This window comes from Escherichia sp. B1147 (assembly GCF_001660175.1).
Taxonomy (GTDB): domain Bacteria; phylum Pseudomonadota; class Gammaproteobacteria; order Enterobacterales; family Enterobacteriaceae; genus Escherichia; species Escherichia whittamii.
Genome location: NZ_LFHY01000004.1, coordinates 108,686 through 130,095, shown reverse-complemented (window position 1 = coordinate 130,095; position 21,410 = coordinate 108,686). Strand labels below are relative to the sequence as shown.

Genomic DNA, 21,410 nt, shown 5'->3' with positions numbered 1-21,410 from the left:
TTTATAGTTTCCCAGTTTTAATGTTTTATCTTTTCAAGAAAATAAAAAAGATAATTGTTAAATCCTTTTAGATATCTATGCTTTTTAAGCATATGTTTTGCGCTATATCTTAATTGATTGCTATTGTTCGGTTTCAGCAACGCCGTATTCTTCCATGGCGAAGCATTTTTTGCCTCCATAAAGGCTTGTGATACAGGATAATCCCAGGCCCAATCATGCCAGGGCTTGGTTGGACCGATATAATGGATAAAAATAGTATCGTTGGTTACTGGGTTTGTAAAACTTTCTTTGAGCTGATAATTTAAGCTAAACTGGGTGTTATATTTAATATCAGCAAAAATAAGTTTGTCTGCCAGCAACATATTTAACACATCCTGATCAGGATGTGTTATTTTTTTGATTATTTCTGGATCATTTAGCATTGCAATGGCTCGAGCAGAAACCTGTTGAGCAGCCCATTGGTCCGTATTAATCAATAAAAAACCGGAGTTAAAGTAACCTTTAGCAATTCCCGCAACACCTAACGAATGTGCGCGTTTTTCCCACCAGTCAGCTTGCCCTTCTGTAACAACCATTGCGACTTTATCGTCAGGAAATGAGAATTTAATTAGTGGCTCAATACTCCCCTGACAAATAATATCAGCATCCAGATAAAGGACTTTAGACGACTTATTAATAAAGTAATCAGCAATAACAAAGCGAAAATATATTGCATGAGTCCAGTTCTTGGTGCTAGGTAATGAGCGGAGCCGATCACCATTAATCAGATATATTTTAATTCTGGTTTTATACTGCAACGCCAGAGCATCAAAATACTTACGATCATCATCGCCAAAATAATCAGTAAAAATATGGAAACACAATCGACTTCCTTCATTATGCTTTAATATTGAAGCAATCGAAATTCCGCAACCAAATAGAAAATTTTTGTCAGTTCCATAAGCGATGTCCAGACAAAGATTTTCTGTTTCTACTTTATGATTATAATCAATAACTGAATTAAGAAACTCAGTTTCCTGGAAAAACACCTGCTGCATTATTTCCTCCGGGAAATAGCAGAAATAATTATCTTATGTAATCTATCGTAATACTTCGATTGGTAAAATTTATCGATCGACCCAGGAATTTTTTCATGTTCGATATAAATTTCACCGGATATATATTTATTTAGAAGAGTTACAAAACCAGCAATATCTCCCGGTTGATACAGATGACCATTAACATCAGGTTGAATAATGTCAGCAGGCCCGGATACACAATCGGTACTGATACAAGGAATCCCCCATGACAAGGCTTCAAGTAGAGTCATTGGAAAACCTTCAAAAGATGAGGTGAGCAATAGCGCACTCACTTTTTTAATATCTTGTTGGACCAATTCCCAGGGGTGTCGTTGCCAACCATACCAGACAATTCGATCATCAATATTTAGTTCTCTACTATAAGCCTGGCATTTTTCGAAATCGGAACCATCGCCCAATACATGGAGTTTCCAGTTACCTTGCGCCTGTGATAAGCCATCAAGCAAGTCTTTAACCCGTTTCTGGCCTTCGAATTTCATACGCCCAACATAAATGAACGTTGCCGTTTCGTCTTCTTCGGGCGCGGGAATGACTGAGTCTTTCGCTTCGACGGGATTAAAAATAACATTTATCGTCGATTCTGCTACACCCCGATTAATCATTTGCTGCTTAATGCCAGAGCTGATTGCTAAATGATAGTCGGCACAGGTGATATATTCAGCATGTTTTTTGTGATCTAAAGAAAAATGCGGCCATGAAAATACTGGCACATCAATCCCTGATTTTTTACGTGCTTTTGCGGCAAACAGGCAAGAAATCACATCAATACAAATAACGATATCTGGTTGGTAATCCTGAAGCCATTTACTTAAAGCATGAATATGTTTTGCCCGACGCAAAAAGCCTAAACGAATATTGGAAAATGAACATGAGTATTTAATACCTTCTAGCCATCCCTTATCCATTTTGTCATTACGACAAAAGAAAAACATTTCACTTTGGATATGCTTTTGCATGAAGGTGTTAATGACATCACGGATGACTGTTTCCATGCCGCCAAATCCAGAAACAGCTTCGCCTATAAATGCTATTTTCATAGAAACTCTCATTAATTGAGTAAAACTCACTGTTTTAACGATTTATTTGTCTATAAAATCAGAAACAATTATTGACATCATTTTATCAGGACTGAATTTATATAAACTATCATAATCCATTGGTTTAACAGATGAGTTTATAAAATACTCTAACTTATCCCAATCGTCATGACCTATTATAAAAAAGCGAGATTCATTATAGATTTCTGAACCAAGTATATTTATATTATTAGTAATTAATTTTTTATTAAAAAATAGTGCCTCAAGTATACGAAGGGTCCAGCCAGATTGGTTTTCTTTAGTTATATCAACAATTATATTAGCATTTAATGTTCTGCGAATATTTTCTTCATAAGGCATTTGTTTTTCAATCAAATACTTTGAAGTCAGAGATGATGTCTTATCTTTGACAACATTAAAATCTAACTTACATCCTAGCGTTGTTAGTCTATCAGCTAACTCATTAATTATTTGCAGACGCCCTTTATCTCGACCAAGAAAGAAACATATTGGCTGACTGTTATTTTTGTTAGATAAATTATAATTAGTGATTTCCTCCATCCCTATAGGAAAAAATTGTTCTATCGCTTTGGTCTTTTCATTCCCTATAAATCTATGTTCAAAATCATATATAATATCAAAATAATTAGCACTATCAAAAATAAAATCTTCGCTAACAGTATTTCTTAGAAGCAAAACTTTATGACAATTGACATTCTTTAAGATTTGCTTATTAATACCTTTATTTATCACACTATCATTAAAGATAATTATGTCATCTTTTTTAATATTATTGAGATAATGCTTGATGAATAATCGCCCCAGCCATGCATTGTCCATCCCTATTTTTGAGATTTTCTTATTAACCCAGTTGTACTTTTTTGGCGTTGTTATGTTTTGTATATTGTACTTTTTTTTCAGGTACTGGATCATTTTTAATTCATAATCTGCAACCCAGTTTATAAAATAAATAGTCATAATAAAGTTAGTTCCAGTACATACTGATAAATATTTTTATAATCCTTTGCGTTGTGTTCGCTCTTTAATACGTTCGGCCTTAACGCTTGCCATGTTCAATAAATTCTGTTCAAGAGATAATATTTTGCGTAAAGGCATCCCAAAATAAACCTTCATAAATCGCCATATGTCTCTTTGCGTCAGGCCAATATTCATTGATGAGAAATATAAACCAATCAGGTCTTTATCGCGCCAGCGGCGCGGTACTTTTGCACGTATCTGTGCCCGATGCAGATCGATGACCGAAATTTTTAATTCATCTTCCCGGCCAGTAAATGGCAAATGAAGCAAAAAGTGGCAAATATAACAGTCGCGGTGATTTATCCCTGCTGCGTGCATTTTACGCACCATGGTTGCCACACGCGCGATCAGCATACGCTTAACACGTATATCAGGAGGATTGACTGCCCAATCGGCACAATAATCTTCAAGGCTAATCGTGGGAGTGAGATCTTCGGTAATAATAAATGATGTGCGGGTTAATGGATTTAAACCTTTTTCACCAAACCCAATGCCCTTCATTGTATCAACGCCAACATCACTCAGGCGATGAATAGCGTGCCACTCTCTGTCTGCGCCCAAAACGGGCATCCGCAATGAGAGTAGATTTTTTATAATCTCTTTTAATGTCGTCCCCTTGTGCCATTTAAGAAAATAGCTTTTCCCGGACAGTTCAAAGCGTAATGTGCGACGAGTCTCCAGTTCACGAAAGACCTCGCCGTTCAGTTTTTTGACTTCTGCAAAAGCATCTTTACCACGCCAAAGTGTGGCAAGCGGCTCTTTTAATTCAACCATCTAAACCACCTGTAATGATATCCGCGGCTTTCTCTGGCAAGCTATACAAATCCTGAGTATCGGCATAATGGCGAGCATTCTCCGCCCAGGCCATTCGCAATGGAGACTGAGTTAACGCTTTACGTAAAACTTCATTTAATTGTTCCTGGGAGAAAGGTTCAGCGATGACCGTTCCACAATTAGCATCCGCAATATAATGCGCGTACCCACATACCGCAGTTGTTAAAACAGGTAATCCAGCAGCGATCGCTTCAAGAAGAACGATACCCGCAGCTTCCTGATAAGCGGGATGCAGTAATAAATCAGCGGCTGCCATTAATTCTGACACATCATTGCGACCGGAGAAGAAATGCACATTGCTCCGCACGCCGAGTTTTTCTGCCAACGCTTCAAATTTTCGCGGTTTATCCTGACCAACAACAAATAAAAGCGTATTGTGACGTAATGATTCTGGTAATGATGCCAAAGCTTCAATTGAGCGATCTACACCTTTACGGCCAAAATCTGATCCAACCTGCAGTAATAAGTTTTGTTGCTCTTTTATGCCATTTTTCTGACGATAAATTTCACGACTATTTGGGATTTGCTCGCTGTATTTTCTGTCCGGATAAATACCGGGAGGAAGAATTTGAAAACGTTCAGGTTCAGTTTGATAATGTTTCTGGAAATCGGCGATTTGCTTATCGGTCAGCATCATAAGTTTCGTCGATTTACCCTGCTCGAAAGTCGCCCGCTCAAATGCGGCATAATGGCGATATCGTGATGTTAAACGATATAAAAAACCTTTTTCTTGCGCAACTTTCTCGGCGTAACAAACATCAGCGGCAAAATAAACATCCAACCCTGGCATCTTATTAAACCCAACAACGCGATCAGCGGGATGCGCTTTGAGATGATTTTGTACCCAGGCATAATATTCTGCATTGCGTCCATGGTTGGTATGGGACTTAACTGGCACCTGAATAAGCTCAAATGCTTTCGGGCAATCACCTTCCCACGACTGCGTATAGACCCGAACATGGTGGCCCCGTGCGGCAACTGTTGATGCAATACGCATAAAGTCACGTTGAAGCCCACCAAAAGGAAAATATTTATATAAACAAAACGCCACGATCATAATTGTACATTCCTGTCAGCTGAAGGGGCATCTTCTGGCAACAGCTTTTCCGTAGCGGCGATTACATCTTCCGCTGGGATAACAGAAAGATATTTTTTGTTGCGATCAAGTTCATGCCGGGTCGGCATTTTCTGATAATTCCCCGCCCAGAATTGAATAATATTCTCGGTCCAGGGACGCCAGAATACGTGATCCGTTGCACCAAATAGACTAATGACTGGCGTTTTCACTGCCGCGGCAATATGTCCTGGCGCAGAATCCACGCCAATAAAAAGCACTGCATGATCAATTAACGCACCTAGTTCAGGAAAACGTGTTTTACCTGCAAGGCCAGTAATGGGTTTCGTTTCGCAACCTCGAGCAATCTCATCGACACAAGCGAGATCATCTGCCGAAGGCCCGCAGGTCAGCACAACCTGATACCCTCGCTGTTGCAGCGCATCGATAACCTTAGAAAATTTATCGTTATCCCAGCACTTAAATATCTGACGCGCTGTCGGTTGGATGACAACATAATGATCTTTCACGCCCAGGGCATCTAATTCCCGGCGCATCTTCTTCCAGCAATCTTCGGCGTAACTCATTGTTGTATCGGTGTAGAAATCGGTAATACCTAATGGCTCAAGGACCGATAAATTACGCTCAACAATATGTGTACCGTGTATTGGCGCTAAGTGTGTGAAGCTTTTTTTCCAAATGCCATGCTGCCGATGACCATAAAGTTGCGATATTTTCATCCGTGCAGGTAAACAACGTACCAGCAGTGCTACCATCCACTGATCCGTAAGATTAATGACCAGATCGTAATTATTCGCACGCAGAGTTTTTATCAACGAAAGCACATTTTTAATTTTATCGAATGTTCCCGCACCTTTATTGCTTATCCCGTAGAGCGCATTAATTTCCGGATTTTCAGACAAAATAGGGATGGTGTCCTGATAAAGCAGCATATCGATTTTTGCATCGGGATAATTCTGCTTGAGCGTACTGATGACAGGAGTAGTTAATAACATATCTCCATGATATCGCATCTTTATGACCAGGATTTTTCGAAATGGCTTTTCCACTAGCGACTCTTTTGTGTGATTGTCTGGTTAAGTTAAGCAGAAAAAAAGCACGCTACCGCCCCAGGCTCAACAGCTACCTGAATACTGATAACGCACTTACTTTGACGTGCTAGTGTATCATTTCTTTCGCAGCAATCCGACCCGAATGATTTTTATACACAAAATATGTTTTGGTTATAAAAATCAAATAGATAAAAAACAGCATATAGATAATGTCGGTACGGCCTATGTAACGTAGAAAATGGGGCCAGGTTTCAATGAATCGCATAAAAATACAAAAAAAATGAAGATGTAGCGGCAGATCAGACCAAACTGAAGCTATTTAAGTCAAAAACAGGAAAAGTAATGGTAAAGCCACCGCTAAATACATAGAATCCCCAGCACATCCATAAGTCAGCTATTTATTATGCTCGAATTGCTTTACACCGCCCTTCTCTACCTTATTCAGCCGCTAATCTGGATACGGCTTTGGGTGCGCGGACGTAAGGCTCCGGCCTATCGAAAACGCTGGGGTGAACGTTACGGTTTTTACCGCCATCCGCTAACACCAGGCGGCATTATGCTGCACTCTGTATCCGTCGGTGAAACTCTGGCGGCAATCCCGTTGGTGCGCGCGCTGCGTCATCGCTATCCTGATTTACCAATCACTGTCACGACTATGACACCGACTGGTTCGGAGCGCGTACAATCGGCGTTTGGAAAAGATGTTCAGCACGTTTATCTGCCTTACGATCTGCCCGATGCACTCAACCGTTTCCTTAATAAGGTCGACCCGAAGCTGGTGTTGATTATGGAAACTGAACTGTGGCCTAACCTGATCGCGGCACTACATAAGCGCAAAATTCCGCTGGTTATCGCCAATGCGCGTCTTTCTGCGCGCTCTGCCGCAGGTTACGCCAAACTGGGTAAATTTGTTCGTCGCTTGCTCCGTCGTATTACGCTGATTGCTGCGCAAAATGAAGAAGATGGCGCGCGTTTTGTGGCGCTGGGCGCAAAAAATAATCAGGTTACCGTTACCGGTAGCCTGAAATTCGATATCTCTGTAACACCACAACTGGCTGCTAAAGCAGTAACGCTGCGCCGCCAGTGGGCGCCGCATCGTCCGGTATGGATTGCCACCAGTACTCATGATGGCGAAGAGAGCGTAGTGATTGCCGCCCATCAGGCGCTGTTGCAACAGTTCCCGAATTTATTGCTCATTCTTGTTCCTCGTCATCCTGAACGCTTCCCGGACGCGATTAACCTTGTCCGCCAGGCTGGACTAAGCTATATCACACGCTCTTCCGGAGAGGTCCCCTCTGCCAGTACACAAGTGGTGGTTGGCGATACGATGGGCGAACTGATGTTGCTGTACGGTATTGCCGATCTCGCGTTTGTTGGCGGTTCACTGGTTGAACGTGGTGGACATAATCCGCTGGAGGCCGCCGCACACGCTATCCCGGTGTTGATGGGGCCGCATACCTTTAACTTTAAAGACATTTGCGCGCGGCTGGAGCATGCAAGCGGGCTGATAACCATCACTGATGCCGCGTCGCTGGCAAAAGAGGTTTCCTCTTTACTCACTGACGCTGATTACCGTAGTTTCTATGGCCGTCATGCCGTTGAAGTGCTGTATCAAAACCAGGGCGCGCTGCAGCGTCTGCTTCAACTGCTGGAACCTTACCTGCCACCGAAAACGCATTGAGGTTATTATGCAAAAACGGGCGATTTATCCGGGTACTTTCGATCCCATTACCAATGGTCATATCGATATCGTGACGCGCGCCACGCAGATGTTCGATCACGTTATTCTGGCGATTGCCGCCAGCCCCAGTAAAAAACCGATGTTTACTCTGGAAGAGCGTGTGGCGCTGGCACAACAGGCAACTGCGCATCTGGGAAACGTTGAAGTGGTCGGATTTAGCGATTTAATGGCGAACTTCGCCCGCAATCAACACGCCACAGTGCTGATTCGTGGCCTGCGTGCAGTGGCGGATTTTGAATATGAAATGCAGCTGGCGCATATGAATCGCCACTTAATGCCGGAACTGGAGAGTGTGTTTCTGATGCCTTCGAAAGAGTGGTCGTTTATCTCTTCATCGCTGGTTAAAGAAGTGGCGCGCCATCAGGGCGATGTCACCCATTTCCTACCGGAGAATGTCCATCAGGCATTGATGGCGAAATTAGCGTAGCTTTTATGCCGGATGATTTACCATCCGGCTTGCATCAATTATTTCTGGCAGTGCCTGCAATAAAACGTCGCCCGTTGTGCATGTTTAGACGCCACAATCGGCGTACCGCACACCCGACACGGCTCGCCTTTTCGCCCGTAAACCTGCAATTCCTGAGCGAAATAGCCCGGTTTACCGTCGCTTTGCAGAAAATCTTTCAGCGTCGTACCGCCCTGCTCAATTGAACGCAGCAATACTGCTTTAATCACTCGAGCCAACAGTTCACACTCTGCCAGCGAGAGAGAAGATGCCAGCCGATCCGGATGGATCCCCGCTGCAAACAGTGATTCACTGGCGTAGATATTCCCTACGCCTACCACCAACTTGTTATCCATCAGCCAGGGCTTAATCGCCGTTTTTTTCTTCGCGCACTTCTGATGCAAGTATTCGCCATTGAAATCATCGTTAAGCGGCTCCGGCCCAAGATGTGCCAGCACATTGTGGCCTTCCAGCTCTTTGGCCCACAGCCAGGCGCCAAAGCGGCGCGGATCGGTATAGCGCAGCACTTTGCCGTTACTCATCACCAAATCAACATGGTCATGCTTTTCAGGGGGAAGTTCTTCTGGAAGGATGCGCAAACTACCAGACATCCCCAGATGGATGATAATCCAGCCCTCAGGTAGCTCCAGCAGCAGATATTTAGCGCGGCGCTGTACACTAAGCACTGGTTGATCGCTTAAACGGTAGATTTCTTCCGAAACCGGCCAGCGCAGGCGTCCGTTGCGCACCACCGCATGAAGAATGGTTGCACCAACGAGATGTGGTTCTATGCCGCGACGGCTGGTTTCAACTTCGGGTAATTCAGGCATAGCATCTCCGGGAATGAACAGATGCAGTCAATATGGGGGCAAGTAGATAACAAAAAACCCCGCCGGGGCGAGGTTTTTCGTTACATTAAAGCGAGAATTATTTAATTTTCGCTTCTTTGTAGATCACGTGCTGGCGAACAACTGGATCGAATTTTTTCAGTTCCAGTTTTTCCGGCTTAGTACGTTTGTTCTTCGTAGTGGTATAGAAGTGACCAGTACCAGCAGAAGAAACCAGCTTGATTTTCTCACGAATACCTTTAGCCATGATTTATTTCCTCTAAGTACTTAGTACTTTTCGCCACGGGCACGCAGTTCAGCCAGAACTGTATCGATGCCTTTTTTATCGATTACACGCATACCTTTAGCAGATACGCGCAGGGTGACAAAACGCTTTTCGCTCTCAACCCAGAAACGGTGAGAGTGCAGGTTCGGCAGGAAACGGCGTTTAGTCGCGTTCAGTGCGTGGGAACGGTTGTTACCGGTCACCGGACGCTTGCCAGTAACTTGGCAGACTCGGGACATGTCTATTCTCCAAAAATCAAATTAGCTCGAGCTTCGTATGGGGTATTGGCGCCTCGTCAGGCTTTACAGCCCGGTCATCGCAGTTCTATGTGAACTCTCGATTGCCAGGCCCAAATGCCAAACCCGAGATTCTCAAAGGTGGCGTAGTATACGCTGACTCGGCGATGTGCTCAAGTCCCGAACAGACAAAGATCCCGAAGGATCGCGCATAGCGGATTAAATCCAGCCGCGTTCGGCAAAAGAAACATATTCTCCACGCCCAATCACGATATGGTCGAGCACGCGTAATTCCATGAACTGACAACTTTTTATTATCCGTTCGGTAATGAGTTTATCCGCTTTACTGGGTTCAGCACAACCCGAAGGGTGATTATGGGCAAGGATCAGTGCCGAGGCGTTTATTTTTATCGCTTCACGAATAATTTCCCGTGGGTGGACTTCCACATGATTTAACGTGCCGGAAAAGAGTCGGCTGTGGGTAAGTACCCGATGTTGTGAGTCGAGAAAGATCACCATAAAGATCTCCCGCTCTTCGCCCGTGAGCTGGCTTTGTAAAAATTCCCTCGTCATCTCCGGGCTGAGTAACGGGCTTTCTTCACGCATCCGCACGTTGTAGTAACGCCGCGCCAGTTCGGCAATCCCCTTTAACTGGGCGAATTTCGCCACACCAATTCCATGAACGCCACTAAATTGTTCATATTCAGAGGTTAACAAGCCGTAAAGAGAGCCGAAATTCTCCAGCATCTCTTTTGCCAGGGTTAACACATCTTTACCGCGCGTTCCTGTACGCAGAAATAGCGCCAGCAGCTCGATATCCGTTAACGCACCAATGCCCAACTTCAGCATTTTTTCGCGTGGCATCAACAATTCTACATTGCTTTTCACCTTCACCTCCTTTGTGGTGGGCGCATCCTGTCATAGCCGTTTGGTTAAATCGACGGCCAGTTTTCAATCCTGGAAAGCGCCTCGCAAAGTGATTCTCAGGTGAAAGCACGACAACAAAAGTATTGTGATAAAATCGCCAACTTCTGGTGTCCCCCTACAGGAAAAATCATCATGAGCCTGGCCGGTAAAAAAATCGTTCTCGGCGTCAGCGGCGGTATTGCTGCCTATAAAACCCCTGAGCTGGTGCGTCGTTTGCGCGATCGCGGAGCAGACGTCCGCGTAGCCATGACCGAAGCGGCAAAAGCCTTTATCACCCCACTTAGCTTGCAGGCGGTTTCTGGTTATCCCGTTGCCGATAGTCTGCTGGACCCAGCAGCCGAGGCGGCGATGGGTCATATTGAGCTGGGTAAATGGGCTGATTTAGTGATTCTCGCCCCAGCTACCGCTGATTTGATTGCCCGCGTAGCTGCCGGGATGGCGAATGATCTGGTGTCAACGATTTGCCTGGCTACGCCTGCGCCTGTTGCCGTACTGCCAGCCATGAACCAGCAGATGTATCGTGCTGCGGCTACCCAGCATAATTTAGAGGTGCTTGCCTCACGTGGTTTGCTGATCTGGGGGCCAGATAGCGGCAGTCAGGCCTGTGGTGATATCGGCCCTGGGCGAATGCTCGATCCCTTAACCATTGTTGATATGGCTGCCGCACATTTTTCGCCCGTCAACGACCTGAAACATCTGAATATTATGATTACCGCCGGCCCGACGCGCGAACCGCTCGATCCGGTGCGTTACATCTCCAACCACAGCTCCGGCAAGATGGGCTTTGCTATCGCCGCTGCCGCTGCCCGTCGCGGAGCGAACGTTACGCTGGTTTCCGGACCGGTTTCGCTACCAACACCGCCGTTTGTTAAACGTGTTGATGTGATGACCGCACTGGAGATGGAAGCCGCCGTGAAGGCCTCAGTACAGCAGCAAAATATTTTTATCGGTTGCGCCGCCGTGGCCGATTATCGCGCAGCCGCTGTCGCCAGTGAAAAAATCAAAAAGCAGGCGACTCAGGGGGATGAATTAACAATAAAAATGGTCAAAAACCCTGATATCGTCGCCGGAGTTGCCGCACTAAAAGACCAAAGGCCTTATGTTGTTGGATTTGCGGCCGAAACAAATAATGTGGAAGAATACGCCCGGCAAAAACGTATTCGTAAAAACCTTGATCTGATCTGCGCGAACGATGTTTCCCGACCAACTCAAGGATTTAACAGCGACTGCAATGCATTACACCTTTTCTGGCAAGACGGAGATAAAGTCTTACCGCTTGAGCGTAAAGAGCTCCTTGGCCAATTATTACTCGACGAGATCGTGACCCGTTATGATGAAAAAAATCGACGTTAAGATACTGGACCCGCGCGTTGGGAAGGAATTTCCGCTCCCGACTTATGCCACTTCTGGTTCTGCCGGACTTGACCTGCGCGCCTGTCTCGACGACGCCGTAGAACTGGCGCCGGGCGACACCACGCTGGTACCGACCGGGTTGGCGATTCATATTGCCGACCCTTCACTGGCGGCGATGATGCTGCCGCGCTCCGGGCTGGGCCATAAGCACGGCATCGTTCTCGGCAACCTGGTGGGATTGATCGATTCTGACTATCAGGGTCAGTTGATGATCTCCGTGTGGAACCGTGGTCAGGACAGCTTCACCATTCAACCTGGCGAACGTATCGCACAGATGATTTTTGTTCCGGTGGTACAGGCCGAATTTAATTTGGTGGAAGATTTTGACGCCACCGACCGCGGTGAAGGCGGCTTTGGTCACTCTGGTCGTCAGTAACATATACGCATCCGAATAACGTCATAACATTGCCGCAAACATTTCGTTTGCGGTCATAGCGTGGGTGCCGCCTGGCAAGTGCTTATTTTCAGGGGTATTTTGTAACATGGCAGAAAAACAAACTGCGAAAAGGAACCGTCGCGAAGAAATACTTCAGTCTCTGGCGCTAATGTTGGAATCCAGCGATGGAAGCCAACGTATCACGACCGCGAAACTGGCCGCCTCTGTCGGCGTTTCCGAAGCGGCTCTGTATCGCCACTTCCCCAGTAAGACCCGCATGTTCGATAGCCTGATTGAGTTTATCGAAGATAGCCTGATTACTCGCATCAATCTGATTCTGAAAGATGAGAAGGACACCACAGCGCGCCTGCGTCTGATTGTGTTGCTGCTCCTCGGTTTTGGTGAGCGTAATCCTGGCCTGACCCGCATCCTTACCGGGCATGCGCTGATGTTTGAACAAGACCGCCTGCAAGGACGCATCAACCAACTGTTCGAGCGTATTGAAGCGCAGTTGCGTCAGGTATTGCGCGAAAAGAGAATGCGTGAGGGTGAAGGTTACACCACCGATGAAACGCTGCTGGCAAGCCAGTTGCTGGCATTTTGTGAAGGTATGCTGTCACGCTTTGTCCGCAGCGAGTTTAAATACCGCCCGACGGATGACTTTGACGCCCGCTGGCCGCTAATTGCCGCGCAGTTGCAGTAAGATGACGCCGGATGACTTACCATCCGGCGTTTTTTGTCAAACCCCGTACTCTTCGCGATAAGCCTTAACCGCCGCCAGATGTTCCGCCATTTCCGGCTTCTCTTCCAGGTAAGCAATCAAGTCTTTCAGGGTGATGATAGAGATCACTTTGCAGCTGTAATCACGCTCAACTTCCTGAATTGCCGAAATTTCGCCGCGCCCCCGTTCCTGACGATCGAGTGAAATCAGCACGCCAGCAAGCGTAGCGCCATTAGCCTGAATAATTTCCATCGACTCGCGGATCGCCGTCCCGGCGGTGATCACATCATCTACCAGCATCACACGCCCTTGTAACGCACTACCGACCAGATTGCCGCCTTCACCGTGATCTTTTGCTTCTTTGCGGTTAAAGCAATATGGCAGGTCAAGGTCATGATGCTCCGCCAGCGCCACGGCGGTAGTGGTGGCAATCGGAATCCCTTTGTAAGCGGGGCCAAACAGCAGATCGAACCCAATGCCAGAATCCACTAACGCTTCAGCGTAAAAACGGCCTAACAGTGCCAGGTCGCGCCCGGTATTAAACAGCCCGGCGTTGAAGAAATAAGGGCTTTTGCGCCCGGACTTCAACGTAAACTCGCCAAACTTTAATACCTGTTTGCCAAGCGCAAATTCAATAAACTGGCGCTGATATGGTTTCATGCCTTCGCTCCTCATCTTACTTTTATACAGACAAAAAAAGGCGACTCAGTAGTCGCCTTAAAAATCAGTTTGCCAGCGCCGCCTTCTGCGTCGCTACAATGGATTCGATTCCCCCTCGGGCCAGCGCCAACAAGGTAAGTAGCTCTTCATGGGTGAACGGCTCGCCTTCTGCCGTCCCCTGCACTTCAATAATGCGCCCGTCTTCGGTCATCACCACGTTCATATCCGTTTCAGCAGCAGAGTCTTCAACGTATTCCAGATCGCAAATCGCTTCGCCGTTAACGATACCGACAGAAACCGCGGCTACCATGCCTTTCATCGGGTTGGTTTTCAGTTTGCCATTCTCAACCAGCTTATTCAGCGCATCTGCCAGCGCCACACAAGCACCGGTGATCGAAGCTGTGCGGGTGCCGCCATCGGCCTGAAGTACGTCGCAGTCCAGTGTAATAGTGAACTCACCGAGGGCTTTCAAATCTACCGCGGCGCGCAATGCACGAGCGATCAGACGCTGAATCTCCATCGTGCGACCGCCCTGCTTACCCTTCGCCGCTTCACGGGCGTTACGGGTATGAGTAGAACGCGGCAGCATACCGTATTCTGCGGTGATCCAGCCCTGCCCCTGACCTTTCAGGAAGCGCGGCACGCCTTCTTCAATAGAGGCGGTACACAACACCTTGGTATCGCCAAATTCGACCAGCACCGAGCCTTCTGCATGTTTTGTATAGTTACGAGTCAGGGTAACGGGACGCACCTGATTATTGCTACGGCCTGCTGGACGCATATTGAAATCTCCGGCTTGAAACAAATGTGGCTGCGCATTATACGGACTTCCGGCGGTTATTCCTATCCTGACAAGGCATCGATGGCTATAATCCTTCCACCTCTCCTTTTATAAACAGGAACGTCTATGATCCGCAGTATGACCGCCTACGCCCGGCGTGAAATCAAGGGTGAATGGGGGAGCGCAACCTGGGAAATGCGCTCGGTAAACCAGCGTTATCTGGAAACTTACTTTCGTCTGCCGGAGCAGTTCCGTAGCCTTGAACCTGTCGTTCGTGAGCGTATTCGCTCTCGTCTGACGCGCGGTAAAGTGGAATGTACCCTGCGCTATGAACCAGATGTTAGCGCACAAGGTGAGCTGATTCTCAACGAAAAACTGGCTAAACAGCTGGTAACTGCCGCGAACTGGGTGAAAATGCAGAGTGACGAAGGGGAAATTAACCCGGTTGATATTCTGCGCTGGCCAGGTGTAATGGCAGCCCAGGAGCAGGATCTCGACGCCATTGCTGCTGAAATTCTCGCTGCTCTCGATGGTACGCTGGACGACTTTATCGTCGCGCGCGAAACCGAAGGCCAGGCGCTGAAAGCGTTGATTGAACAACGTCTGGAAGGCGTCACCGCCGAAGTGGTCAAAGTGCGCGCCCATATGCCGGAAATCCTGCAATGGCAGCGTGAGCGTCTGGTAGCGAAGCTGGAAGACGCCCAGGTGCAACTGGAAAACAACCGTTTGGAGCAGGAGTTGGTTCTGCTGGCACAACGAATTGACGTTGCCGAAGAGCTGGACCGCCTCGAAGCGCATGTTAAAGAAACGTACAACATTCTGAAGAAAAAAGAAGCGGTTGGCCGTCGTCTGGACTTTATGATGCAGGAATTTAACCGCGAGTCGAACACACTTGCGTCGAAATCTATCAATGCCGAAGTGACAAACTCCGCCATCGAGCTGAAAGTGTTGATCGAGCAGATGCGCGAGCAGATCCAGAACATCGAGTAAGCGACATAGCATTGTAGGCCGTTGTTAATTTCAGCGGCTCTACGTACACCTACCCAAAAAATGTCAAAAATCCCATACTTTTTCTAATGCATTTTTCTTAACACAACATCAGAAAAATGCATTGGATTTACAGAAAATACCCATTTCACATAACTATAAGTTATCAATTACAACTCTCCTTAAAAAATCTCAATCGTGACAATGCGTACAAATCGCTACCCTGCCAGGCAGATTTTTAGGGAGAAAACCATGCTGTTACACATTTTGTATTTGGTTGGCATTACTGCCGAAGCCATGACAGGGGCGCTGGCGGCCGGACGGCGGCGCATGGATACATTTGGCGTAATTATCATTGCTACCGCCACCGCAATTGGTGGAGGCTCAGTACGTGATATTCTGCTGGGCCACTATCCGCTCGGTTGGGTCAAACACCCGGAGTATGTGATTATCGTAGCCACTGCCGCCGTATTCACCACCATCGTTGCTCCCGTGATGCCTTACCTGCGTAAAGTCTTTCTGGTGCTCGATGCACTCGGACTGGTGGTTTTTTCAATCATTGGCGCACAGGTCGCGCTGGATATGGGACATGGCCCGATCATTGCCGTTGTCGCGGCTGTGACGACTGGCGTGTTTGGCGGCGTTTTGCGCGATATGTTCTGTAAACGTATCCCGCTGGTATTCCAGAAAGAGTTGTACGCCGGGGTTTCTTTTGCTTCCGCCGTGCTGTACATCGCACTGCAACACTATGTTTCCAACCATGATGTGGTGATTATCTCCACCCTGGTATTCGGCTTTTTCGCTCGCTTGCTGGCGCTGCGTCTTAAACTGGGATTACCGGTTTTTTATTACAGCCACGAAGGCCACTAAGGCACAAAACCTGTGATCTGCTGGGCAGCCAGCCAGTTGCCCAGCGTCTTGATTTGTGCATTATTCTTCCATTCCAAAACCTGACTTGCGCGACGCAACCCTGTCCCCGGTAGTTGCTGCCAATACTGTTCGCTTCTCTGCAAAAGTTGCTCCCAGGAGCTTAAGTCGTTGGCATTAAGCGCCACTCTGGTTAACGGTATTCCCATTGCCATCACCCAGCGGGTAAAAGGTTGCTTACGTGCCAGGTTAAACTGATGCCATAACTGCTCACTTTTACTTTTCGCGATCCCCGGCGTGTGCTGCAGTTGAGCTGGCGTTAATGAAAGCCAGGAAAAGATATGTTCAAAGCGATGCGTCTGATGTAGCGAGCGCCAGCCAGCTTCACCGATGCCCTCCAGCCCCAAAACCTGTTTTGAGCCCAGCCAGACTAACCGTGAAATGAATTGCTCCTGACAAACATCAGAAGCAAAGTAGCAGGTCAACGCGTTAAAACGGTTTTCTGGCGGCGTCGGTTTTGTGCGTTCAGCACCGCGCCAGACCACTTCATCAATGCGTGGAATCCCCTGACCGGCAAGAGTCACGAGGATTTGATCGCCAGGTGCGATGTCCCACTCCTGCCAACGTCTGACGGAACCAATGTTCACCCGCTGGACTTTTTTATCATCCAGCATGACAGGCGCGAGTGACGCCACCACCGAGATTTTTCCGCTCTTACCGACAGCAAACTGTATCGCGTTCACTTCAGTAACCTGGGCCACAGGCTGATATTTCCACGCTATCAGCCAATCCGCCTGGCCCGGTAGCCAATGACGGGATTCGGGTTCCTTAGCCGCTCGCACAACCACGCCATCGGTGACGAAGGGCAATTTCGTTTTCCACCACTCATTACGTGCTCGCTCAACCTCGTCTGCGCTTTTCACCGCAAGGGTATACTTCTGCGTCAAAGCAAAGCCCGCAGTAGCAAGCTGCTGTAATCGCTCGGCCATTAACTGTGGTCCATCCGGCCACGCCCAGATAAACACGCCCAGTGAATGCAGTGTGTCGCTATTGTCCTGGCGCATCAAAATGCCGGCAACCTTTGAACGGGCATTCATTCCTCCCATTTGTTGTTGGATATGCCCCTCACGCTGGAGAAATATCTCGCCCTGCAGGGTGCTGTTGGCCAAAACTCCGCTAACAGATTGCGGTACAGAAGGAATCAAGCGTATTTTCTGCGTCCAGTCCTCACCTTTAAGCCCATTGCCACGACTGATCGCTTTAATCAGTTTTCCATCACGGTAGACCAGTGTTACCGCAACCCCATCAACTTTTGGCTGTACCCAAAGATCGCTGTGCTCATGCATCCACAGACGTAACGCATTTTTATCCGCTAACTTAGGTACTCCCGTATGCGCAACCGGATGGATCACCGTGCCACTCAACGGCGGCGGCATAGCGTCACCACTTGTCTCTTCACCAAAACAGCGTTGCCACTGTGCAAGGCGGGCGCTTAACTGATCGTAAATCCCATCTTCCACGTCACTTTTCCCTTTTTTCCAGTAATCATCGTCCCACTGTTTTACTTGCTGTTGTAGGCGGGAGATTTCTTCATGCGCTCTGGCTGGCGACCAGGCCGGGCAGACCGCCTTTGCTGATGATTGCCAGCACAAAATACTCATTAACACTGCAATCCATACTTTCATCGTCACCTCCACTGTAGTCAGGCGGGCAGATATACAACGTGATGAATGCAAAACCGAGGGGCAAAAATAAAGTGTGAGATGACGCTTCCAGAGAATCGTCTTTGTTGCAGTAAATGACCGGGAATTGCGGAAACAGGTACGCAAAACGCAACAACTTTGCGCAAAAAGTGTGAGCAAGGGCTACGTCACATGGCCGCGCCGTGTATAATAAGCACGTATGTAGGCTTTATTTCGCTTAATCACATACGAAAGATACTCATGGCTCAAGGCACGCTTTATATTGTTTCTGCCCCCAGTGGCGCGGGTAAATCCAGCCTGATTCAGGCTTTATTAAAAACCCAACCGTTGTACGACACTCAGGTTTCTGTTTCACACACCACGCGCGCACCGCGTCCAGGTGAAGTACATGGCGAACACTACTTCTTTGTTAATCATGATGAATTTAAAGAGATGATTAGCAGAGATGCATTCCTTGAGCACGCGGAAGTGTTCGGTAATTACTATGGCACTTCACGCGAGGCCATTGAGCAAGTACTGGCGAGCGGCGTGGATGTTTTTCTGGATATTGACTGGCAGGGCGCGCAGCAAATTCGCCAGAAAATGCCACATGCGCGGAGTATCTTTATTTTACCGCCGTCCAAAATTGAGTTAGACCGCCGTTTACGGGGTCGAGGTCAGGACAGCGAAGAGGTCATTGCAAAGCGTATGGCGCAAGCAGTTGCAGAAATGAGCCATTACGCCGAATATGATTATTTAATAGTGAATGATGATTTCGACACCGCTCTGGGTGATCTAAAGACTATCATTCGCGCCGAACGCTTGCGCATGAGTCGCCAAAAGCAACGTCATGACGCTTTAATCAGCAAATTGTTGGCAGACTGAACCTTCTTTCAGTATCATGCCCAGTCATTTCTTCACCTGTGGAGCTTTTTAAGTATGGCACGCGTAACTGTTCAGGACGCTGTAGAGAAAATTGGTAACCGTTTTGACCTGGTACTGGTCGCCGCGCGTCGCGCTCGTCAGATGCAGGTAGGCGGAAAGGATCCGCTGGTACCGGAAGAAAACGATAAAACCACAGTAATCGCGCTGCGCGAAATCGAAGAAGGTCTGATCAACAACCAGATCCTCGACGTGCGCGAACGCCAGGAACAGCAAGAGCAGGAAGCCGCTGAATTACAAGCCGTTACCGCTATTGCTGAAGGTCGTCGTTAATCACAAAGCGGGTCGCCCTTGTATCTGTTTGAAAGCCTGAATCAACTGATTCAAAACTACCTGCCGGAAGACCAAATCAAACGTCTGCGGCAGGCGTATCTCGTTGCACGTGATGCTCACGAGGGGCAAACACGTTCAAGCGGTGAACCCTATATCACGCACCCGGTAGCGGTTGCCTGCATTCTGGCCGAGATGAAACTCGACTATGAAACGCTGATGGCAGCACTACTGCATGACGTGATTGAAGATACTCCCGCCACCTACCAGGATATGGAACAGCTTTTTGGTAAAAGCGTCGCCGAACTGGTAGAGGGGGTGTCGAAACTTGATAAACTCAAGTTCCGCGATAAGAAAGAGGCGCAGGCCGAAAACTTTCGCAAGATGATTATGGCGATGGTGCAGGATATCCGCGTCATTCTCATCAAACTTGCCGACCGTACCCACAACATGCGCACGCTGGGCTCACTTCGCCCGGACAAGCGTCGCCGCATCGCTCGTGAAACTCTCGAAATCTACAGCCCGCTGGCACACCGTTTAGGTATCCACCACATTAAAACCGAACTCGAAGAGCTGGGTTTTGAGGCGCTGTATCCCAACCGTTACCGCGTGATTAAAGAAGTGGTGAAAGCCGCGCGCGGCAACCGTAAAGAGATGATCCAAAAAATCCTCTCAGAAATCGAAGGGCGTTTGCAGGAAGCGGGAATACCGTGCCGCGTCAGTGGTCGCGAAAAGCATCTTTATTCGATTTACTGCAAAATGGTGCTCAAAGAGCAGCGTTTTCACTCGATTATGGATATCTACGCCTTCCGTGTGATCGTCCATGATTCCGATACCTGTTATCGCGTGCTCGGCCAGATGCACAGCCTGTACAAGCCGCGTCCGGGGCGTGTGAAAGACTACATCGCCATACCCAAAGCGAACGGCTATCAATCTTTGCACACCTCGATGATTGGTCCGCACGGCGTGCCGGTTGAAGTCCAGATCCGTACTGAAGATATGGATCAAATGGCGGAGATGGGGGTTGCCGCGCACTGGGCTTATAAAGAGCACGGCGAAACCAGTACTACCGCGCAAATCCGCGCCCAGCGCTGGATGCAAAGCCTGCTGGAGCTGCAACAGAGCGCCGGTAGCTCGTTCGAATTTATCGAGAGCGTTAAATCCGATCTCTTCCCGGATGAGATTTACGTTTTCACACCGGAAGGGCGCATTGTCGAACTACCCGCCGGTGCAACGCCTGTCGACTTCGCTTATGCGGTACACACCGATATCGGTCATGCCTGCGTAGGCGCACGCGTCGACCGTCAGCCTTACCCGCTATCGCAGCCGCTCTCCAGCGGCCAGACCGTTGAAATCATTACCGCGCCGGGCGCTCGCCCGAATGCTGCATGGCTGAACTTTGTTGTCAGCTCGAAAGCTCGCGCCAAGATTCGTCAGTTACTGAAAAACCTTAAGCGTGATGATTCTGTAAGCCTGGGCCGTCGCCTGCTCAACCATGCATTAGGTGGCAGCCGTAAGCTCAATGAAATCCCACAGGAAAGTATTCAGCGTGAACTGGATCGTATGAAGCTGGCGACGCTTGACGATCTGCTGGCGGAAATCGGCCTTGGTAACGCAATGAGCGTGGTGGTCGCGAAAAATCTGCAGCATGGTGACGCCTCCATTCCACCAGCGACCCAAAGTCACGGACATCTGCCGATTAAAGGTGCCGATGGCGTGCTGATCACCTTTGCAAAATGCTGCCGTCCCATTCCTGGCGATCCGATTATCGCCCACGTCAGCCCCGGCAAAGGCCTGGTGATCCACCATGAATCCTGCCGTAACATCCGTGGCTACCAGAAAGAGCCAGAGAAATTTATGGCTGTGGAATGGGATAAAGAGACGGCGCAGGAGTTCATCACCGAAATTAAGGTGGAGATGTTTAACCACCAGGGCGCACTGGCAAACCTGACGGCGGCAATTAACACCGCGACATCCAATATCCAAAGTTTGAATACAGAAGAGAAAGATGGTCGCGTCTACAGCGCCTTTATTCGTCTGACTGCCCGTGACCGCGTGCATCTGGCGAATATCATGCGCAAAATCCGCGTGATGCCAGACGTGATTAAAGTCACCCGAAACCGAAATTAATGTT

The 21,410-nt window shown here is 48.0% G+C and carries 23 protein-coding genes; 10 read left to right on the top strand and 13 right to left on the bottom strand.

Annotated features, from left to right (window positions below; all coding sequences use genetic code 11):
• Positions 1–17: 17 nt before the first annotated feature.
• The 6 genes from waaO to rfaQ are packed head-to-tail and all read right to left on the bottom strand — an operon-like array spanning position 18 to position 6,112.
• Positions 18–1,037, bottom strand: a complete 1,020-nt coding sequence (gene waaO, locus A9180_RS03095; RefSeq protein WP_064526070.1) for a lipopolysaccharide 3-alpha-galactosyltransferase — start codon at positions 1,035–1,037, stop codon at positions 18–20.
• Positions 1,037–2,116, bottom strand: coding sequence for a lipopolysaccharide 1,6-galactosyltransferase (gene waaB / locus A9180_RS03090; protein WP_064526067.1), 1,080 nt, complete (start codon positions 2,114–2,116; stop codon positions 1,037–1,039). The genes waaO and waaB overlap by 1 nt, the downstream gene beginning before the upstream one ends.
• A gap of 42 nt (positions 2,117–2,158) precedes the next feature.
• Positions 2,159–3,094, bottom strand: coding sequence for an LPS core biosynthesis protein RfaS (gene rfaS, locus A9180_RS03085; protein ID WP_064526065.1), 936 nt, complete (start codon positions 3,092–3,094; stop codon positions 2,159–2,161).
• Between the two features lie 36 nt (positions 3,095–3,130).
• Positions 3,131–3,928 carry a lipopolysaccharide core heptose(I) kinase RfaP gene (rfaP, locus tag A9180_RS03080; RefSeq protein ID WP_064526063.1) on the bottom strand — a complete coding sequence of 266 codons (798 nt, stop codon included), beginning with the start codon at positions 3,926–3,928 and terminating at the stop codon, positions 3,131–3,133.
• Positions 3,921–5,045 carry a lipopolysaccharide glucosyltransferase I gene (gene rfaG / locus A9180_RS03075; RefSeq protein ID WP_064526061.1) on the bottom strand — a complete coding sequence of 375 codons (1,125 nt, stop codon included), beginning with the start codon at positions 5,043–5,045 and terminating at the stop codon, positions 3,921–3,923. The genes rfaP and rfaG overlap by 8 nt, the downstream gene beginning before the upstream one ends.
• The gene (rfaQ, locus tag A9180_RS03070) at positions 5,042–6,112 is read right to left on the bottom strand and encodes a lipopolysaccharide core heptosyltransferase RfaQ (RefSeq protein WP_074399421.1); all 1,071 of its coding nucleotides are present in this window, start codon (positions 6,110–6,112) and stop codon (positions 5,042–5,044) included. The genes rfaG and rfaQ overlap by 4 nt, the downstream gene beginning before the upstream one ends.
• A 406-nt stretch (positions 6,113–6,518) precedes the next feature.
• Between rfaQ and waaA the strand changes: the two genes are divergently transcribed.
• Entirely contained in the window at positions 6,519–7,796 is a 1,278-nt protein-coding gene (waaA, locus tag A9180_RS03065) for a lipid IV(A) 3-deoxy-D-manno-octulosonic acid transferase (protein ID WP_064526057.1), read from the top strand.
• Between the two features lie 7 nt (positions 7,797–7,803).
• Positions 7,804–8,283 carry a pantetheine-phosphate adenylyltransferase gene (gene coaD, locus A9180_RS03060; protein ID WP_001171866.1) on the top strand — a complete coding sequence of 160 codons (480 nt, stop codon included), beginning with the start codon at positions 7,804–7,806 and terminating at the stop codon, positions 8,281–8,283.
• A 38-nt stretch (positions 8,284–8,321) separates the two neighbouring features.
• Here coaD and mutM read toward each other — a convergent pair whose 3' ends face one another.
• The 4 genes from mutM to radC form a co-directional block, all read right to left on the bottom strand.
• A complete protein-coding gene (gene mutM, locus A9180_RS03055; RefSeq protein WP_064526055.1) occupies positions 8,322–9,131 on the bottom strand; it encodes a bifunctional DNA-formamidopyrimidine glycosylase/DNA-(apurinic or apyrimidinic site) lyase in 810 nt (269 codons plus the stop codon).
• Between the two features lie 97 nt (positions 9,132–9,228).
• A complete protein-coding gene (gene rpmG, locus A9180_RS03050; RefSeq protein WP_001051798.1) occupies positions 9,229–9,396 on the bottom strand; it encodes a 50S ribosomal protein L33 in 168 nt (55 codons plus the stop codon).
• Between the two features lie 20 nt (positions 9,397–9,416).
• Positions 9,417–9,653 carry a 50S ribosomal protein L28 gene (rpmB, locus tag A9180_RS03045; RefSeq protein ID WP_000091955.1) on the bottom strand — a complete coding sequence of 79 codons (237 nt, stop codon included), beginning with the start codon at positions 9,651–9,653 and terminating at the stop codon, positions 9,417–9,419.
• A 216-nt stretch (positions 9,654–9,869) separates the two neighbouring features.
• Positions 9,870–10,538, bottom strand: a complete 669-nt coding sequence (radC, locus tag A9180_RS03040; RefSeq protein WP_064526053.1) for a RadC family protein — start codon at positions 10,536–10,538, stop codon at positions 9,870–9,872.
• A 171-nt stretch (positions 10,539–10,709) separates the two neighbouring features.
• Here radC and coaBC point away from each other — a divergent pair, with 171 nt between their 5' ends.
• From coaBC to slmA, 3 genes are all read left to right on the top strand, one after another.
• Positions 10,710–11,930 (top strand): bifunctional phosphopantothenoylcysteine decarboxylase/phosphopantothenate--cysteine ligase CoaBC, encoded by a 1,221-nt coding sequence (gene coaBC / locus A9180_RS03035; RefSeq protein ID WP_064526051.1) that lies wholly within the window; start codon positions 10,710–10,712, stop codon positions 11,928–11,930.
• A complete protein-coding gene (gene dut / locus A9180_RS03030) occupies positions 11,908–12,366 on the top strand; it encodes a dUTP diphosphatase (protein WP_000976070.1) in 459 nt (152 codons plus the stop codon). Before coaBC ends, dut begins: the two co-directional genes overlap by 23 nt.
• A gap of 106 nt (positions 12,367–12,472) precedes the next feature.
• The gene (slmA, locus tag A9180_RS03025; protein ID WP_000818603.1) at positions 12,473–13,069 is read left to right on the top strand and encodes a nucleoid occlusion factor SlmA; all 597 of its coding nucleotides are present in this window, start codon (positions 12,473–12,475) and stop codon (positions 13,067–13,069) included.
• Between the two features lie 36 nt (positions 13,070–13,105).
• Here slmA and pyrE read toward each other — a convergent pair whose 3' ends face one another.
• Both pyrE and rph read right to left on the bottom strand, forming a co-directional pair.
• On the bottom strand, positions 13,106–13,747 hold the full coding sequence (pyrE, locus tag A9180_RS03020; protein WP_064526049.1) for an orotate phosphoribosyltransferase: 642 nt from the start codon (positions 13,745–13,747) through the stop codon (positions 13,106–13,108).
• A 64-nt stretch (positions 13,748–13,811) separates the two neighbouring features.
• Positions 13,812–14,528: a ribonuclease PH gene (gene rph / locus A9180_RS03015; RefSeq protein WP_001247086.1), complete on the bottom strand. Its 717-nt coding sequence runs from the start codon at positions 14,526–14,528 to the stop codon at positions 13,812–13,814.
• Positions 14,529–14,654: 126 nt separating this feature from the next.
• Here rph and A9180_RS03010 point away from each other — a divergent pair, with 126 nt between their 5' ends.
• Both A9180_RS03010 and A9180_RS03005 read left to right on the top strand, forming a co-directional pair.
• Positions 14,655–15,518 (top strand): YicC/YloC family endoribonuclease, encoded by an 864-nt coding sequence (locus tag A9180_RS03010; protein WP_000621336.1) that lies wholly within the window; start codon positions 14,655–14,657, stop codon positions 15,516–15,518.
• A 249-nt stretch (positions 15,519–15,767) separates the two neighbouring features.
• The gene (locus A9180_RS03005; RefSeq protein WP_064526048.1) at positions 15,768–16,385 is read left to right on the top strand and encodes a trimeric intracellular cation channel family protein; all 618 of its coding nucleotides are present in this window, start codon (positions 15,768–15,770) and stop codon (positions 16,383–16,385) included.
• Here A9180_RS03005 and ligB read toward each other — a convergent pair.
• Positions 16,382–18,067 (bottom strand): NAD-dependent DNA ligase LigB, encoded by a 1,686-nt coding sequence (gene ligB / locus A9180_RS03000; RefSeq protein ID WP_064526046.1) that lies wholly within the window; start codon positions 18,065–18,067, stop codon positions 16,382–16,384. The two genes, A9180_RS03005 and ligB, sit on opposite strands and share 4 nt — an antisense overlap.
• Positions 18,068–18,325: 258 nt before the next feature.
• On the opposite strand from ligB, the gene gmk reads away from it, so the two are divergent.
• The 3 genes from gmk to spoT are packed head-to-tail and all read left to right on the top strand — an operon-like array spanning position 18,326 to position 21,406.
• Positions 18,326–18,949 carry a guanylate kinase gene (gene gmk / locus A9180_RS02990; protein ID WP_010344504.1) on the top strand — a complete coding sequence of 208 codons (624 nt, stop codon included), beginning with the start codon at positions 18,326–18,328 and terminating at the stop codon, positions 18,947–18,949.
• Positions 18,950–19,003: 54 nt separating this feature from the next.
• Positions 19,004–19,279, top strand: a complete 276-nt coding sequence (rpoZ, locus tag A9180_RS02985) for a DNA-directed RNA polymerase subunit omega (RefSeq protein WP_000135058.1) — start codon at positions 19,004–19,006, stop codon at positions 19,277–19,279.
• Positions 19,280–19,297: 18 nt separating this feature from the next.
• Positions 19,298–21,406, top strand: coding sequence for a bifunctional GTP diphosphokinase/guanosine-3',5'-bis pyrophosphate 3'-pyrophosphohydrolase (spoT, locus tag A9180_RS02980; protein WP_064526044.1), 2,109 nt, complete (start codon positions 19,298–19,300; stop codon positions 21,404–21,406).
• Positions 21,407–21,410: the final 4 nt, after the last annotated feature.